12 protein-coding genes are annotated in these 15,767 nt (G+C 66.4%); 10 read left to right on the forward strand and 2 right to left on the reverse strand.

Annotation, left to right across the window (positions count from 1 at the left end; all coding sequences use genetic code 11):
* Positions 1 to 51 precede the first annotated feature (51 nt).
* Genes NS6_RS09595 through NS6_RS09615 form a run of 5 tightly spaced genes read left to right on the forward strand, consistent with a single transcriptional unit; the run spans position 52 to position 6,364 of the window.
* Positions 52 to 1,374: an NtaA/DmoA family FMN-dependent monooxygenase gene (locus tag NS6_RS09595; protein WP_157112682.1), complete on the forward strand. Its 1,323-nt coding sequence runs from the start codon at positions 52 to 54 to the stop codon at positions 1,372 to 1,374.
* A 1-nt stretch (position 1,375) separates the two neighbouring features.
* Entirely contained in the window at positions 1,376 to 2,353 is a 978-nt protein-coding gene (locus NS6_RS09600) for an ABC transporter permease (RefSeq protein WP_084470895.1), read from the forward strand.
* Entirely contained in the window at positions 2,350 to 3,192 is an 843-nt protein-coding gene (locus tag NS6_RS09605) for an ABC transporter permease (RefSeq protein WP_068039761.1), read from the forward strand. Before NS6_RS09600 ends, NS6_RS09605 begins: the two co-directional genes overlap by 4 nt.
* Entirely contained in the window at positions 3,189 to 4,853 is a 1,665-nt protein-coding gene (nikE, locus tag NS6_RS09610) for a nickel ABC transporter ATP-binding protein NikE (RefSeq protein ID WP_068039763.1), read from the forward strand. The genes NS6_RS09605 and nikE overlap by 4 nt, the downstream gene beginning before the upstream one ends.
* Positions 4,850 to 6,364 (forward strand): ABC transporter substrate-binding protein, encoded by a 1,515-nt coding sequence (locus NS6_RS09615; protein WP_068039765.1) that lies wholly within the window; start codon positions 4,850 to 4,852, stop codon positions 6,362 to 6,364. The genes nikE and NS6_RS09615 overlap by 4 nt, the downstream gene beginning before the upstream one ends.
* Positions 6,365 to 6,393: 29 nt before the next feature.
* Here NS6_RS09615 and NS6_RS09620 read toward each other — a convergent pair whose 3' ends face one another.
* Positions 6,394 to 7,494 carry an acyltransferase gene (locus NS6_RS09620; protein ID WP_168443417.1) on the reverse strand — a complete coding sequence of 367 codons (1,101 nt, stop codon included), beginning with the start codon at positions 7,492 to 7,494 and terminating at the stop codon, positions 6,394 to 6,396.
* Positions 7,495 to 7,988: 494 nt separating this feature from the next.
* Between NS6_RS09620 and NS6_RS09625 the strand changes: the two genes are divergently transcribed.
* The 5 genes from NS6_RS09625 to NS6_RS09645 all read left to right on the forward strand — a co-directional run bounded on the left by NS6_RS09625 (position 7,989) and on the right by NS6_RS09645 (position 14,972).
* A complete protein-coding gene (locus tag NS6_RS09625; RefSeq protein ID WP_084470897.1) occupies positions 7,989 to 10,154 on the forward strand; it encodes an acyltransferase family protein in 2,166 nt (721 codons plus the stop codon).
* Positions 10,155 to 10,316: 162 nt separating this feature from the next.
* Complete coding sequence (locus tag NS6_RS09630; protein ID WP_068039772.1) at positions 10,317 to 10,754, forward strand: TIGR03667 family PPOX class F420-dependent oxidoreductase; 438 nt, start codon at positions 10,317 to 10,319, stop codon at positions 10,752 to 10,754.
* A 189-nt stretch (positions 10,755 to 10,943) separates the two neighbouring features.
* The gene (locus NS6_RS09635; protein ID WP_068039776.1) at positions 10,944 to 12,206 is read left to right on the forward strand and encodes a cytochrome P450 family protein; all 1,263 of its coding nucleotides are present in this window, start codon (positions 10,944 to 10,946) and stop codon (positions 12,204 to 12,206) included.
* Between the two features lie 392 nt (positions 12,207 to 12,598).
* Positions 12,599 to 13,726 (forward strand): radical SAM protein, encoded by a 1,128-nt coding sequence (locus NS6_RS09640; RefSeq protein WP_068040526.1) that lies wholly within the window; start codon positions 12,599 to 12,601, stop codon positions 13,724 to 13,726.
* A 28-nt stretch (positions 13,727 to 13,754) separates the two neighbouring features.
* On the forward strand, positions 13,755 to 14,972 hold the full coding sequence (locus tag NS6_RS09645) for a cytochrome P450 (RefSeq protein WP_168443416.1): 1,218 nt from the start codon (positions 13,755 to 13,757) through the stop codon (positions 14,970 to 14,972).
* 6 nt (positions 14,973 to 14,978) lie between these two features.
* On the opposite strand, the gene NS6_RS09650 is transcribed toward NS6_RS09645, so the two are convergent.
* A complete protein-coding gene (locus NS6_RS09650) occupies positions 14,979 to 15,695 on the reverse strand; it encodes a MerR family DNA-binding transcriptional regulator (RefSeq protein ID WP_068039780.1) in 717 nt (238 codons plus the stop codon).
* Positions 15,696 to 15,767: the final 72 nt, after the last annotated feature.

Here is a 15,767-nt window from a genome sequence, read left to right on the forward strand (position 1 = left end):
AACCGCCGGGCTCCGACCCTGCCGTCCCGACCTAGAACGGAGTGGATTTCCTTGTCTGCCAACGCGGCTCCTCGCCGGATGATCCTCGGCACCCTGCTCAACGGCGCGGGCCATCACGAAGGTGGCTGGCGGCTGCCGGACAGCCGCGCCGAGGAGATCTACGCCGTTTCTCTCTATCGTGATCTCGCCCGCCTGGCGGAGGACGCGAAACTGCACTTCTTGTTCGCCGCCGACAGTCCGAGCCAGGATCTGCGGCAGCTCCGGAAGAAGGCCCACCGCAACCTGGAGCCGCTCACCCTGCTCACTGCGTTATCGCTGTCCACCGAGCGGATCGGCCTCATCGGGACCTTCACCACGTCCTATTACGAACCGTACAATCTGGCCCGGCAATTGAATTCGCTCGATATCATCTCCGGCGGCCGCACCGGCTGGAATGTGGTCACCTCGCATTCGGGCGCGGAGAACTTCACCGACCGGCCGCATCTCGAACACGGTCTGCGCTACCGGCGCGCCGAGGAGTACGTGCGCCTGACGAAAGCTCTGTGGGACGGCTGGGACCGCGATGCCCTCGCCGTGGATCGGGCACATGGCGTGTGGGTGGATACCGAGAAGGTGCGTGCCGCAGATTTCCACGGTGAGTTCCTGCATTCCCAGGGCCCGCTGAATCTACCGCCGTCCCCGCAGCGGTGGCCGGTGCTGGTGCAGGCGGGTGCCTCGGACGACGGCAAAGTGCTCGCCGCCGCGCACGCCGAACTCGTGTACACGGCCGGCAGCGGGCTGGAAGGGGCCTACGCCTACGCCGAGGACGTCCGTGACCGGGCCGAGGCGCGGGGGCGCGGACGTGACGCAGTGAAGATTCTGCCCGGAATCGCGCCGGTGGTCGCGGAGACCGATGCGCAGGCGCAGCGAATCCTCGACGAACTGGACGATTTCATCGACAACCGGACGGCGCTGCCGATGCTGGAGAAGCTTTTCGGTGGGATCGATCTCTCCACCATCGGGCTCGACGAGCGGATCCCCGCAGAACTGCTCCCGCAGACCTCACAGGCGTGGGTCGAATCGCGGTACCGGCTGTTGCGCGGGCTCGCCGTGGACGAGGGTTACACCGTGCGGCAACTGATCCGGGTGGCGCAGCGTGGGGGCGGGCACTGGAGTCCGGTCGGTTCGGTGGAGCGGGTGGCCGACCAGATGGAGGAGTGGTTCCGGGCCGGCGCCGCGGACGGGTTCAACTTCCTGCCCCTCTACAACCCTGGCGGACTGCACGCGATCACCACCCTGCTGGTGCCGGAACTGGTGCGGCGCGGGCTGTTCCGCGACGAGTACGAAGGCTCGACGTTGCGTGAGAACCTCGGCTTCGCACCGCTGGAGCATTGAGATGACCGATACCGTCCACACCGCCGCGCCGTTGCCCCGGCGGTGGCGGGTGCGTGAAATCGCCGGCACCCGGTTCCTACTGCACCGGGCGATCACCGGTGTGTTCGCGGTGATCGGTGCGTTCGTCCTGTTGTTCTTCGCCTTGTACGCCTCCGCCGATCCCGCGCGGGCGATGCTGCCCCAGGATGCGACCGACGCCGACGTCGCGGCGGTCACCGCGGAGTACGGTTTCGACCGGCCGATCTGGGTGCAGTTCACGAACTTCGTCGGTTCCGTCCTGACCGGGAACCTGCCGGACTCCTTCCGATACGGGGAGAACCCGTTCGCACTGGCGCTCGACCATCTCGGCGCCAGCGTCCTGCTCGGCACGGTGGCCTTGTTCATCGGCGCGGGTCTCGGCGGCCTCGTCGGCTATCTGGCGGCGACCGGTACCGGCTGGTGGCGTCGCCGGGGGTTGCCCGCGGTGGCCATCGCCTCGCATGCGTTGCCGACCTTCTTCCTCGCCGTCGTGCTGATCTACGTCTTTGCTGTTGTGCTGAAAGTGCTGCCCACCAACGGTTTGCGGACACCGGCCGGACTGGTCCTGCCGGTGGTTGTGCTGGCCGTCAGCATCATCCCGGATATCGCACGCACCGTCCGGGTTTCGGTACTGGAACTGCTGGACGCCGATCATGTGCGTGCCGCTCGCTCGCGCGGCCTGAGCGGGCGGCGGATCGCGCTGCGCCATATCGTCGCCAACGCGGCGGCGCCCGTGGTCAATCTGCTCGGGGTGCAGGCCGGCTATCTGCTGGGCGGCGCGGTCGTGGTGGAGACGACCTTCGGCTGGCCGGGGCTGGGCCAGCTCGCCGTCAACTCACTGCAGAACCGGGATTACCCGCTGGTCATCGCATGTGTGCTGGTACTGGCCGTGGGGTTCGTCATCGCCAATCTGCTCGCCGATGTGTTGTCGGCGCTGCTCGAACCGAGGATCACCGCATGACCGCCCCCGCTGTCGCGGTCCGCCGCCGGACCGATCGCACCGCGCTCGTCTGCGCCGCTGTACTGGGTCTGATCGTGCTGATCACGCTGTGCGCGCCATTTCTGGCTCCCCACGATCCGGTTACCGGCGATCTCGCCGGGGTACTGCAATCCCCGTCGGCCGCCCATCCGTTCGGCACCGACGAACTCGGCCGGGACCTGCTGAGCCGGGTGCTGCACGGCGGCCGCGGCGCCCTGACCATCACCGCGATCAGCAGCGTGCTGACCGCACTGATCGCCGTCGTCCTCGCCATCGCCGCGGCCACCCTGGGGCCCGCCGTGGACGCCGTCGCCGGGAGGCTGGGCGATATCGCGCTGGCGGTACCCACCATCGTGATCGCGATCGTGCTGCTGACCTTCGCGGGTAATTCGCCGGCCATCCTCGTCACTGTGATGGTGCTGGGCGGCTGGGTTCCGACATTCCGGCTGGTCCGGGCCTCCGCGCGGGCCACACTCGCGCTGCCCTACGTGGATGCCGCCCGGATCGCCGGGGTCCGGCCGGGCCGGATCGCCCTGCGGCATGTCGTGCCCGCGGTAGCCCCGATCCTGGTCGTCTCGGCCACGGCGAGCGCCTCGGTGGTGCTCGTTTCGCTGTCCAGCCTGAACTATCTCGGACTGGGCCTGCAACCGCCCATACCGGACTGGGGCCAGATGGTGGCGGCCGGCCAGGCGAAACTGTCCACCGCGCCGTGGCTTTCGCTCATACCCGGTGGCGTGCTGGCGGTCACCGTGTTCTGCCTGCAGATGGTGGGCGATGCCGTCTCCGATCGGCTCGGCGGAAATGAGGAGAACACACGATGACACCTACCGCCGGCGCAGTTCCCGGTACCACGCGCGAGACCGCTGCCCTGGCCCTCGAGGGACTCGTGGTGCGGGCCCGCCGCACCGGGCAGGTACTCGTAGACGGGATCGATCTGACCCTCGAGCCGGGCGAATCCGTAGGTATCGTCGGCGAATCCGGATCCGGCAAGACGCTCACCGTCATGGCGGCAGCCGGGTTGCTGCCGGCCGGTACCCAGCAGGACACGGGCACCATCCGGCTGGGTGGCCGCGATATCGGTGAACTCGGCGCGGCCGAGCGGCGCCGGTTCATCGCCGGGCGGGTCGGGGTGATCTTCCAGAATCCGACTGCCTCGCTCAATCCTCGGCTCACTGTGGCCACCCAGGTCGGTGAGGTGGTACGGGCAGCGAAGTCGAAGGCCGGCACCGGACCCGCACGAGTGCGGGAACTCCTCGATCTGGCGCAGATTCCGGACCGGGACCGGGTCCTGGCGGCCTATCCCCACGAACTCTCCGGCGGCCTCAACCAGCGTGTCGCGATAGCGCTGGCGCTGGCGGCGTCGCCTTCGGTGCTCATCGCCGACGAGGCCACCACGGCGCTCGATGTGACCACCCAGCACCGGGTGCTGGGTATGCTCGCCGATCTCCGCCGTGATCTGGGCCTGGCGCTACTGCTGGTGAGCCATGACATGGGCGTGGTCGCCGATACCACCGAGCGGGTGCTGGTGATGCGCGGCGGGAAAATCGTCGAACACGGCGAGACCGCGGCGCTGCTGGCCGCTCCCGGGCATCCCTACACCCAGGAGTTGCTGGATGCGCTGCCGCAGCGTCTCGGTATCGCGACCGCGCCGGACACCGAAGCCGCCGAACCACTGGTCACAGTGCGCGGCGTCACGGCCGGGTTCCCGGAGGCGGGCACGGTACGCCGCCGGACCCGGACGGTATTGCACAGCGTGGATATGGAGCTACGTCCCGGCTGCTCGCTCGGTATCGTCGGCGAATCCGGTTCCGGCAAAACCACACTCGCTCGGATTGTGGCCGGACTGCTCACGCCCACGTCGGGTTCGCTGTCACTCGGCGGCGACGGAAGCTGGTCCGATCTGGACCGCGCCCGTCGCGCGCAGTGGCGCCGGGATGTGCAATACGTCTTCCAGGACCCCTACGGTTCGCTGAATCCGCGGATGACCGTCGCCCAGTGCCTGCGCGAGCCACTGGAGGCCAACGGCCTGGATCGCCGCGCCGCCGACGCGCGGATCACCACCCTGATACCGGAGGTGGGCCTGCCGGCCGATGTCACCGACCGCCGGACAAGCACCTTGTCCGGCGGTCAGCGACAGCGGGTGGGTATCGCCCGCGCCCTCGCCACCGATCCGCGCGTACTCATCGGCGACGAACCGGTCTCTGCGCTCGACGTGACCGTCCAGGCCCATATTCTGCGCCTGCTGAAGGAGCTCGTCACCCGGCGCGGGTTGTCGCTTCTCTTCATCTCGCACGACCTCGCGGTCGTCGGCTACCTGTGCGAATCCGTAGTGGTGATGCGTGACGGCCGCATCGTCGAATCCGGCCGCACCGCCGATCTGCTCACCGACCCGAAAACCGAGTACACGCGCCGGCTCGTGGAGGCCGTTCCCGGCTCTTCGCTGCCGGGCCGGGCGCCCACCGTAGAAAGCATTTCCTCATGACGAACTGGTCGAGACGTTCCTTCCTGGCCGCCGCCGCGGTGCTACCGGCCGTAGTTGCTGCCTGCGGCTCGCTGTCGGATCCGGGGCCGGGGTCGACTGTCGGCGACACCCTCCGGATCTCTTTGTCGCGGTCCATCAAAACGATCAACCCGTACAGCGTCGGTTCGCCCGATGCCGACCGCGCTGTCCAGGGGGCGGTCTACAGCGCTCTCACCCGCACCGGTGCCGACGGCAGTACCCAGCCCGAAATCGCCACCAGTTGGCGCGAGGTCGACGAACTCACCTGGCAGTTCACACTCCGACAGGATGCGGCTTTCCCTGACGGAACCCCGCTGACCAGCCAGGATATTCTCTGGAACTTCGATCATCTGCTCGATCCTGCGGACACGACCCAGTCCGGTTCGAAACTGCGCGCCTTCGTTTCCGCGGTGAGCCTGCCGCAATCGGAGGTCCTGCAGTTCTCGTTGCGCGAGCCCGCTACCGATCTGCCCGGCCGCCTCAGCCTGATCTACCTCACCACCGCCGCGTTCGCGGCGAACAACAATCTCGACACCGCGGCCTGGGGCACGGGTCCCTACCGGCTGGACGATATCGACTTGGAGAACGGGGCACAGCTGTCGCTGAACCCGCACTACTTCGGGCCCGCACCGGCATTCCCGGAGGTGGCGTTCTCCGTTCTGGCCTCCGAAGCGGCGCGTGTGGCGGGCCTGCAGTCCGGGGAGATCGATCTCGCGCTCACCATCGAGCCCTCGAACCTGCCGCAGTTCGCCGACTCCCACCGAACGGTGCTCGCGCCCGGACCTCGCGCACATACATTGGCGATCAACGAATCTCATCCCGCTCTGGCCGACCCGCGGGTGCGTCGGGCGCTCAACTACGGCATCGACAAGCAGGCCATCGTGTCGTCGATATTCGGCAAGGACTTCCCGATCCTGCCCGGCCAGGTGCTCTTCGGCCCCTACCAGGACCCGGCCGCGGGAGTCGGCGCCTATCCCTACGATCCGGAGCAGGCCAAGGCATTGCTCGCCGAATCCGGGCACGGCGGTGGACTATCGCTCGAGGTCTCGATTCCCGCCGGCAGTTATGTGGCCGGCGAAACCGTGGTGCAGGCGATCGCCCAGCAGCTGGCTGCGATCGGGGTGACCCTGCGCCTCACCCCGGAAGCCGATTCGTTCGACCGCCAGGCCGGGCCGAATCCCCCCGATCTCGCCTATATCGCCTGGACGACCGAATACAAGGGGGGCTATCAATGGCTGGACTACTACACCACGACCTTCTCGATGAGCAATACCACCGACATCGGGTTCGACACTCTGCTGACCCGAGCTCTCGCCACCGGCGATCCGACAACCCAGCGTGACCTGATCGACCGTGCCATGCGCCGCTATCACGACGAGGCCGACACCGTCTTCTTGTGGCCGGCCCCGCTGACAGCCGTGCATTCGGCCGCGCTGAACTGGACGCCGCGCGTGGTGGTGTGGCCGCAGGAGGTCACCCGCGCCGGCACATGAGCGTGGCGAGGGCCGCGACCGGATAAGTCCTAGCTCGCCCGCTGGAGCGATTTCCGGCGTCGCAGGGGCTGCCGTGGCCGGGCGACAAGGGCATTGCTCAGCGGCGTGCGCAGGGCCAGCTCAACCACCAACAGGCTGGCGGCCAGCACGATGACGGTGAGGATCGCCGACCGCAAGCGCGGGATGGGATCCAGCATCCAGTCCACCGGCAGTACCCGGTAGACCACGTCGATCATCATCGGATGCACTGCGAAGACGCCGAACGCGCGTAGCGCGCCGTAGCTGACGATGCGCGCGACCGGGCCGGTGCCGTTTCCCCGGCGATCGTTCCACGCCATACCCACCAGGTACAGCAGGATCAGTGCGCCGACGAACAGCGGCAGGAACTGAGGGTTCCACGGCGAGGAGCTGCGCGTGGAGTCGATACCGGCGTCCACGTCCCGCAGATGCCCCACCAGACCGTACGCACAACCGAGCATCGCCACTCCGATGACGACGGGCAGATTCGCGCGGATCCAGGCGTCTACGCGTTCGAAATGGACCGCGAGTAAGGCACCGATCACCGCGAACAGTGCGTACATCGGGAAGGCTTTCCACAGGTGCAGGTAGGGATTCCAGCCGAGTGCCGCGGTCGCGCCGGGCCAGTCGAAGAAGATGAATATGCCCAGTTGCAGCGTGACGGTGGCGGCGAGCAATTCCAGATGGTGACCGGCGGTGCGGTGGATCAGCCATTGGAGTGCCGGGAACAGTAGATAGATCTGCATGGAGATGAGCAGAAAGTACAGGTGATACCGGCCGTCGCCGGTGAGGATGCTGCCCACCGAATTCCGGGCCAGTTCCCCGGCGCTGGGCATCGGCGTGGAATCGTCCCACCAGACCAAGAACACCGTGTAGAGAACCGACCACACCAGATACGGCAGGACGACCTGCCCGAAGCGCCGCCGCCAGAAGGCGCCGGGGGAGACTTTGCGACCGGAATAGCCCAGGAACAGGACGAAAACGGTGATCGCGACGAACCCGTACCGAGTGATGTGCCCCACAGTGGCCAGCAATCCGCTGCCGCCGGCGACATCGGGAGTGGTGCCGTGGGTGTGTGCGGCGACCACCAGGGTGAACAGAGCAACCCGCACGAAATCGGCGGTGTGATTGTACGGGCGGGCTGCCGGTGGCGATGCCTGTGTTGTGTGTGCGTCCGTTCTTGCCAGCGTGTCGACCACGAAAAACCCTTACCCATGCTTATGAAAACCCGACCTGTTTACCGCATCGGTGTACCCACCGACAAACCCCGCCCGCCCCTTCCGGAACGGTCGTCGTCGAACTCCATGGTGGCTGCCGGGCCGCTTCCCGGTCGAGACTGCCCGGTCGAGACGCTGTCGGCCGGGCAGTGGCAGCGGATGCCGGCGACCTACGCGTCGAGATCGCCCGTCCAGATCAGCGGGACCTGCGCGGGCCGCTGAGACCTGCGCGGGGTGCGAATCCGGTGATCGGTGTCCGATACAGTGGAGTACAGGCAAGACAGGGAGGGCGCACGGCAGGAGGCCGGTGGAGCTCGGCCGCCGCCGAGTCGGGGCCGAGCTGCCGGACCGGGCCGATCGGCTTCACAGTGGTAACAGAACGGTTGGTCATGGCTGCGTCGCATTCACCCGGCCCCGCGCCTCGGACGGCCGGGACGCCCGTGGGGCCGGGGGCGGTGGCCGGCGATGTAGCCGATCCGGCCGAGTCCCGGCCCGGGGCGCAGTCGGCGGCGAGCACCACCTACCGCGCTGATCTGGACGGTTTGCGCGGAGTGGCGATCGCGCTGGTGGTGGTGTTCCACATCTGGATGGGCCGGGTATCCGGCGGGGTGGACGTCTTCCTGGTGTTGTCCGGGTTCTTCTTCACCGGTTTGCTCCTGCGCCGGGCCGGCAGTGCCGGGTCGGTAGGGGTGTGGTCCACGGTGCGCCGGACCTTGCGGCGTCTGCTGCCGGCGCTCGTGGTGGTGCTCGTCGCGGTCCTCGGCGCTGCCGTGGTGTTGCGTCCCTATACGCAATGGACGGATATCACCGTACAGACGCTGGCGTCGCTGTTCTACTACCAGAACTGGCAGCTCGCATGGACGTGGTCGGACTATCTGGCCGCGGACCCGTCGGTGAGCCCGCTGCAACATCTGTGGTCGATGTCGGTGCAGGGGCAGTACTACCTGGCGGCGCTGCTCGTTGTCGCGGTGGTGACCGCGCTGTGCCGGTACCTGGGACGTCAGGGGTGGTTACGGGCCGTACTGGGGGTTGTCGTCACCGTGGCCGCGGCCGCTTCGTTCGTGTATGCGGCGTATGGCACGGCCACTTATCAGGGCTGGAACTACTACGACAGTTTCGCCCGGGCATGGGAGCTGCTGGCCGGCGCGGGCCTGGTACTCGCCGCATCCATCCGGGCACCTGCGCGACCTGTCCGGCATGTCCTTGCCTGGTCGGGTCTGGTCGGGGTCGTCGGGTGCGGATGGCTGATCGTCGACGGCGCAAATCGATTTCCGGGGCCGGCGGCCCTGCTGCCTGTCGGCGCCTGTCTGGCGCTCATCCTGTCCGGCACCGGTCTCGCTCCGGAGGACCGGCCGTGGCCGAACCGGATCCTGGCCACCCCGTTGGCGCGCAAGCTGGGTGATATCGCCTACCCCCTGTACTTGTGGCACTGGCCGATCCTGATCTTCTATCTCGCCTACCGCGACCAGCCGCGGGCCGGGCTCGCCGGCGGGGTCGCGATCGTGGCGTTGTCGGTGGTGCTCGCCTGGTGCACGCATCGCTGGGTCGAACAGCCGCTCCGGCTGCGCTCCGGGGCCGGGCTCACGGCGGGTGGCGGGTCGCCGCGGTACCGGCGGGTGGCCGGTGTGGTGGTGTCGGCGGTAGCTGTCGTGATGGTCGCGGTCACAGTCGCCTGGCAGGTCCTGGTCGTGGAGCAGGCGAGCGTGCCCAGTGCTCTCGACCCCGTCCGTTACCCCGGTGCAGAAGCGCTCGCCTCCGGTGCTCCTGTTCCGGAGGCCCGGGTGCGCCCGAGCCCGTTGGAGGTCTCGGCGGATCTGCCGCCCACGACGGTCGACGGCTGTATCGCCGATTGGGACACCCGCGAGGTCGTGACGTGTACCTACGGCGACCCGGACGCGGAGCGAACGCTGGCCATGGCGGGAAGCTCGCATGTGGAGCACTGGTTGCCCGCCCTGCAAGTCCTCGCCGAACAGCACAATTTCCGTATCCGGACCTATCTCAAGATGGGCTGCGCCCTGACACTCGCGGAAGACGCCACCTACAACGGCGAGGCCATCCCGGACTGCCGCGACTGGTCCCGCGACGTCATCGATCGGCTGGGAACCGAACGCCCGGACTGGGTGTTCACCATCGGCACCCATCCGCGTCTGGAAAGTGGTGACGAAACGCCGCCCGGTTATCCCGACGTCTGGGCGGCGCTGGCCGATCAGGACCTGAATGTGATCACGATCCGTGATACCCCGTGGCTGCGCCGCGACGGCGGCGTCCCGTATCGGGCCGGCGACTGCCTCGCTTTCGGCGGCACCGCGGCCGGTTGCGGGATGCACCGTATCGACGCGCTGGACGAGATCAATCCGGGCTTCGAACCGGCGTCGTATTTTCCGAATGTCTTCCCCATCGATCTCAGTGACGCCGTCTGCACGGACGAGCTGTGCCCGGTCGTAGTGGGAAATATTCTCGTCTACCACGACGAACACCATCTGAGCGCCAGCTTCTCCCGCTCTCTGGCCGGTCCGCTCGGACGCGCGCTGCATCCGCTGCTGGGCTGGTGGTGAACGGCGCGGCGGCCGCTGGCGATTTTCAACGGAAAATAGACCTATAAAATAGCCTGTTATCGAATACTTACGGTTTTGCCGCGGTCGCCGCTCTTGCGGGGAAGCGGTGAGCGGGCGAGGGTGTTGTTCCGGCGAAGTCAGCGACGATCTGGAGGTCGACCCATGGAAACACCGCAGGTCAACGAATTATTCGACCCCGCAACGGAGTTCGGCGGACGAGTCGCCGCGCGCCTGGAGCGTGAAGAGATCATCTGGTTGAGCACCGTCGGCCCCACCGGTACGCCGCAGCCGAACCCGGTCTGGTTCCTCTGGCGGGCGGGATCCTTCCTCATCTTCAGCCGGCCCGACCGCCCCAAACTTCGTAATATCGCCCGCAACCCCCGAGTGGCGCTGCACTTCAACAGCACCGGATCCGGTGGCGATATCGTGGTGTTCGGCGGTTCCGCCCGGCTCGAACCGGTCACCGACCCGGACGAGGTCGCGGTCTATCTCGAGAAGTACCGGGATGGGCTGGCGGGCCTGTCGACGACGGCCGAACAGTTCCGCGCCGAGTATTCGGTGCCCATCCGAGTGATTCCCGACCGCCTGCGAGGTTTCTGAACCGCTGGGCGCGTCCGGCCGGGGCACGGCGACGCGGGCCATCGAGTGTCGTGCGGTGCGCAGTGGCCGATCGCACTACCCGCCCGCTTGCGGTCTATGGCCTACACCAATACTGTTCCGACACAGGAGATGTCCCAACTGAGACAACTTCTGATCTGTTGTTGTTGCTTTCATTGGAGTTCCAAGGCATTGGCAAAGTCCCTACCGTCGACCGAAACCGGCACTGTCGGCTGCCCGTACTCCGCCCCCGCTCGGACCGGTACGCCGCCCCGCGTTGCCCTGTACACCGAGGAGTACGCCGCCGATCCGCATCGCTCGTTCGGCCAGATGCGTCGTAGGCACGAAACTCTCGCGCCGGTGGAGCTGGCTCCCGGTATTCCGGCCACCTTGGTGATCGGCTATCACACCGCAATCCGGATCTTCAATGACCCCGAGCATTTCCCGGCCGATGCGCGCTCGTGGGAGAAGTCCGTCCCTGCCGACCATCCACTCATGCCCATGATGGCGTGGCGGCCCAACGTGATGCGCAGTACCGGACGGGAACATACCCGGTACCGGCAGGCGATCACGGCGGCTCTCGACGGGGTCGACCTGTTCTCCATGCATCAGAATGTCGAAGGGGTTGCCACCCCCTTGATCAACGACTTCTGTATGGACGGCAAAGCCGAACTCATCGGTCAGTACGCCTTCCCGCTGACCTTTCAAGTGCTCAACGCCATGCTGGGGTGCCCGCTGGATCTCGGGCAGTACATCGCTACCGGTATGGCCGCGATGTTCGAAGGCGGTGCCGCCGCCACCGAAGCGGATGCCCAGATCAACGAAGCGCTCCTGGAGCTGGTCGCACTCAAGCGCGCCGAACCCGGCCGGGATGTCACCTCTCGTCTGCTGGCCCACCCGGCGCAGCTACAGGACTCGGAGATGGTGCACCAGTTGGCTGTGCTGTACGGGGCGGGTATCGAGCCGCTGACCAACCTGACGGTCAACACCCTGCTTCTCATGATTACCGACCCGCGGTTCACCGGCACATCGTCATCCGGTGTGGCGCCGACGACCCGGGATGCGCTCAACGAGCTGCTGTACACCGACCCGCCGATGGCGAATTATTGTCTCAGCTACCCGAGGCAGCCGATCATGCTCGATGGTGTGTGGCTACCCGCCGATCAGCCGGTCCTCATCGGCATGTCGGCCTGCAACAATGATCCGGCGATCCACTCGGGCCAATACACCGACAACAACGCGCATCTGGCCTGGGGTTCGGGCCCGCATGCCTGCCCTGCCAGGTCGATTGCCTACATGGTTGCCCAGAACGCGATCGATCAGCTGCTCGACGCGCTTCCCGAGGTGCAGCTCGCCTGCCGGCCCGAGGAACTGCATTGGCGGCCAGGGCCTTTCCATCGTGCACTCTCATCGATGCCGGTGATGTTTCCGCCGTCGCCGCCGCTGGGGCCCTGAGGTTTGCTGCGGTGTGGCCGGATGCGGTCACACCGTGGATCGTTCACGTCTACGCGAGCTGATCGGCCCATGCCCCCATCATGTGGGTGTGAAAAATCTACGCAACTTGTATTGTTGCGTCGGAAATAATACTGATTCAGTCCAGTTATATCATAAAGATATCAAGGATAACGCTGAGGTCTCGCGCAGTCGCCGGGGCTATCCTAGAATTCTTTGTGGCGCTAATGATTTCAGTTCCGTAAGACCGCTCCGTATCCGCTCTCTTACCAACGACAACCGAATCCCGTTGATTCGGCTACACATCGGCAGCACCGTCGGTTTTCGGCATGTTCGGCTAGCCGGTGACATCTAGCAGCGCGCAAAACTTGCTGCACCGCCCCGAGGAGGATGTCGTGGCTCAGCCCGTTTTCCTGGACGTCAGGCCAAGTAAGGAACGCATACTAACCCGAGCAATCGAACTCGCGCAAGAGGATCCGGCTTTGGCCGAACGGTTGATGCGAGTGAACGAGGTAGCCCGAGGAATCAGAACGGTAGAGGTCTGGATTACCGACGCCTGTAACCTGCGGTGCAAGGGCTGCTGGTTCTTCGAACACGATATGGACAAGCAGAGCATCGAGATTCGTGATCTGGGGACGATTCGCGCGTTCGCCGAAGATCTGCGCGACAACAAGAGGATCACCAGCACACTCCTGATCGGCGGCGAACCGGCCCTCGTCCTGGATCGAGTCCGCGTCTTCGCGGAGACGATTCGCAATGTCACGGTGGTGACGAACGGGACGCGGCCGATTCCCTACGACGGGCTGGAAGATCTCGCTATCGCGGTATCTCTGTGGGGTGGGGGACCGGTCGACGACGAGTTGCGTGGCTACGGGGTCAACGGTAGGCGGATCAGCGGCCTGTTCGACAAGGCGCTGCGCACCTATACCGACGACCCGCGGGCCACCTGGGTCTACACGCTCAGCGAAGCCGGGATGCCCTACCTCGAACGAACCGTCGAGGCCATCGCCGCAAACGGCAACCAGATCAACTTCGGTTACTACAGCGACAACGGCACGGACCCCACTGCCCGGCTACACAACGAAGAACGGGCAATCGAGGAAATGACCCGGATGCGCGAAACCTACCCCGATACCGTTATCGGAGACCCCTACTACTTCCGCACGCTGGTCACGGGCCGTACGCATTGGGGTACCTTCGGCGCCGAAACCTGCCCCAGCATCAGCAACGATCACCCCGCACACGCCGCACGCCTGACCGAGGGCCACCCGATCGTCGGCAGGTTCAACGCGTACCGGACCGACCACAGCGTCCAGTACTGCGCCACCACCGGGGACTGTGACAACTGCCGGGACAGTCAGGCCGTATGGAGCTGGTTGCTCGTCAATCTGCACCGTTTCCTGGCCGATCGCGACCAGTTGAACACGTGGGTGACATTGGCCGAGAACTTCTACCGCCAGTACTACTGGTCCAGCTACCATCCCGCCCGGCAGGTACCCGCCGAACCGGCGGTCGGTGCTTAGGGCCGGGTAGCAGCCGACCATGGCACCGATGTCTCTGGAAAAGGCACGGCTCTTCTCCGATGTCCTTCGTGGTGACCCGGGCGCGCGGATCCTCTGGGCCCGCCCCGGGGCCGACCGGCACCGGGAATACGAGAAGGTCCGTGCCCGGGGCGCTCTGGCCACCAGTCGCCGCGGCCTGCTGTTCACCGCCACGCACGGACTGTGTCACCAGGTCCTCACCAGTGGCGACTTCGGCCCGGCGCCGATCGGTGCGTCGGCACGCCGGCGCAATGCCGCCGGCGACGTCACGCTCGTCCATCCGGTCGACGATTCCTTTCTGAAGCTGGAACCACCCCGGCACACGGAATTGCGGTCGCTGGCCGCGCCGACGTTCCACCGGCGCGCACTCGCCGATCTCATGCCACGGATCGAAAAGAGTGTCGAGCACTGCCTGAACGAGCTTCCGCGCGGCGGCGTCACCGAACTGATCACGAACTATGCCGAAGCCGTTCCGATGGCGATGATCTCGCATATTCTCGGCCTACCGCCCGCGGATGCCCCACGTTTCGCCGCGTGGGGAAACGTGCTGGCCTCGTTGCTGGACGGGGCCAGAACGACGCAGGAACGGGAGCGTTCCCGGGCCCTCGTCACCGAGATGACGGCGTATTTCAAGGATCGCCTGGAACAGGCCGAACCGCAGAGTGCCGGGCTCATCGCCGGTCTGGCGCAGCAATGCCCGGCGCAACTGAACCTGCGGGAGGCCATCGCGACCTGCAGCATGCTGCTGGTCGGTGGTTTCGGTACCACCACACATCTGCTCGGAAACGCCCTGCACATGCTGCTGCGGCAGCCGGGGCTCCATCCGGCCGATGGTGATTACACGGCGGTGATAGAGGAATCCCTGCGTTACGACACACCCGTCCAGTACGTCGTCCGGGTTGCCAAAACCGATACCCGGCTCGCCGATCGAGCCATTACCGCCGGAACACCGATCGTGCTGCTCCTCGCCGCCGCGAATCGCGATCCCGAAATCTTCACCGACCCGCACGTATTCGATCCTCGGCGCCGGGAACCGCACCGCCACCTCACCTTCGGTGCCGGAATCCACTTCTGTATCGGCGCCGCGCCGGCTCGTGCGGAAGCAGCCGTCGCCGTCCAGCGATTCTTCGAGAGGTTTCCGGACGCACGGCTCGCGGGAAAGGTGCAACCCCTGCATTCGCGGGCGCTGCACGGGTTGCGCGGGCTGCCCGTGGTCCTCGAGAGCTGAAGCGGGTCATATCCGCTCGGTATCGTGCAGATAGCGCCCGAGCAGACCGGCCGCCACAAGCATCGCGACTCCGCGCGCGGTGAGCTTGTGCTGCCAGCCGTCGAGCGCGTCGGCGAGGGCAGCTGTGCCACCGGCCGCGCGGATCTGCTCCACCACGGCGGCGATACGGGCCAGCCCGTAGCCACCCCGGCGCAGGAGGTGGGCGAGTTCGGCGTCGCGGATATCGGGTGCGTGGAAGATCCGGTATCCGGTCGCCGGGTCGCGGACCGGGGTGAGAATGCCGGCGGTTTCCCAGGTGCGCAGGGTCGCGGGGGTGACGCGGAGGTGATGGGCGAGTTCGCCGACGGTGCGGGCGGTGGCACCGGTGGTGTCGTCTGTGGCTGCGCCGGTAGCGGTGGTCAGATGACTGATCGCCTTTCGCACCGCGTCGAGGGTTTCGCGGTCGCGCAGCAGTTGGTGGTGTCCGCGATCGATGAGTTCCAGGGCGGTGTCGAGGTCGTTGTCGTGTAGTCCGGTCATGATCCGGCCGGCGAGGGCGTGACCGTATGCGGTGACCAGGGCCAGGTAGGCGCGCAGGGCCGCGGCGTGTGCTTCGGTGTAGATGCGGTAGCCGCTGGAGGTGCGTTCCGCGGCGGGAAGGAACCCGTCGCGTTCGTAGTTCCGGACGGCCTGTGTGGAGAGTCCGTGTTCGCGGGCGAGGTCGGCCGGGCGCAGTGTGCTCACTGTTTGAGACTATATTCCACTGGCCTCGGGTAATTGGTGAAGAAGTCTCAACCGATCTTTCAAGGATACGAT

It is taken from the genome of Nocardia speluncae NBRC 108251, from assembly GCF_001613245.1.
GTDB classification, from domain to species: Bacteria; Actinomycetota; Actinomycetes; order Mycobacteriales; family Mycobacteriaceae; genus Nocardia; species Nocardia speluncae.

What these genes read in the sequence shown, in the direction of transcription:
- NS6_RS09605 (WP_068039761.1), top strand. Translation starts at nt 2,350, where the DNA reads ATGACCGCCCCCGCTGTCGCGGTCCGCCGCCGGACCGATCGCACCGCG.
- NS6_RS09600 (WP_084470895.1), top strand. Translation starts at nt 1,376, where the DNA reads ATGACCGATACCGTCCACACCGCCGCGCCGTTGCCCCGGCGGTGGCGG.
- NS6_RS09630 (WP_068039772.1), top strand. Translation starts at nt 10,317, where the DNA reads ATGGAAACACCGCAGGTCAACGAATTATTCGACCCCGCAACGGAGTTC.
- NS6_RS09645 (WP_168443416.1), top strand. Translation starts at nt 13,755, where the DNA reads ATGTCTCTGGAAAAGGCACGGCTCTTCTCCGATGTCCTTCGTGGTGAC.
- NS6_RS09615 (WP_068039765.1), top strand. Translation starts at nt 4,850, where the DNA reads ATGACGAACTGGTCGAGACGTTCCTTCCTGGCCGCCGCCGCGGTGCTA.
- NS6_RS09625 (WP_084470897.1), top strand. Translation starts at nt 7,989, where the DNA reads ATGGCTGCGTCGCATTCACCCGGCCCCGCGCCTCGGACGGCCGGGACG.
- nikE (WP_068039763.1), top strand. Translation starts at nt 3,189, where the DNA reads ATGACACCTACCGCCGGCGCAGTTCCCGGTACCACGCGCGAGACCGCT.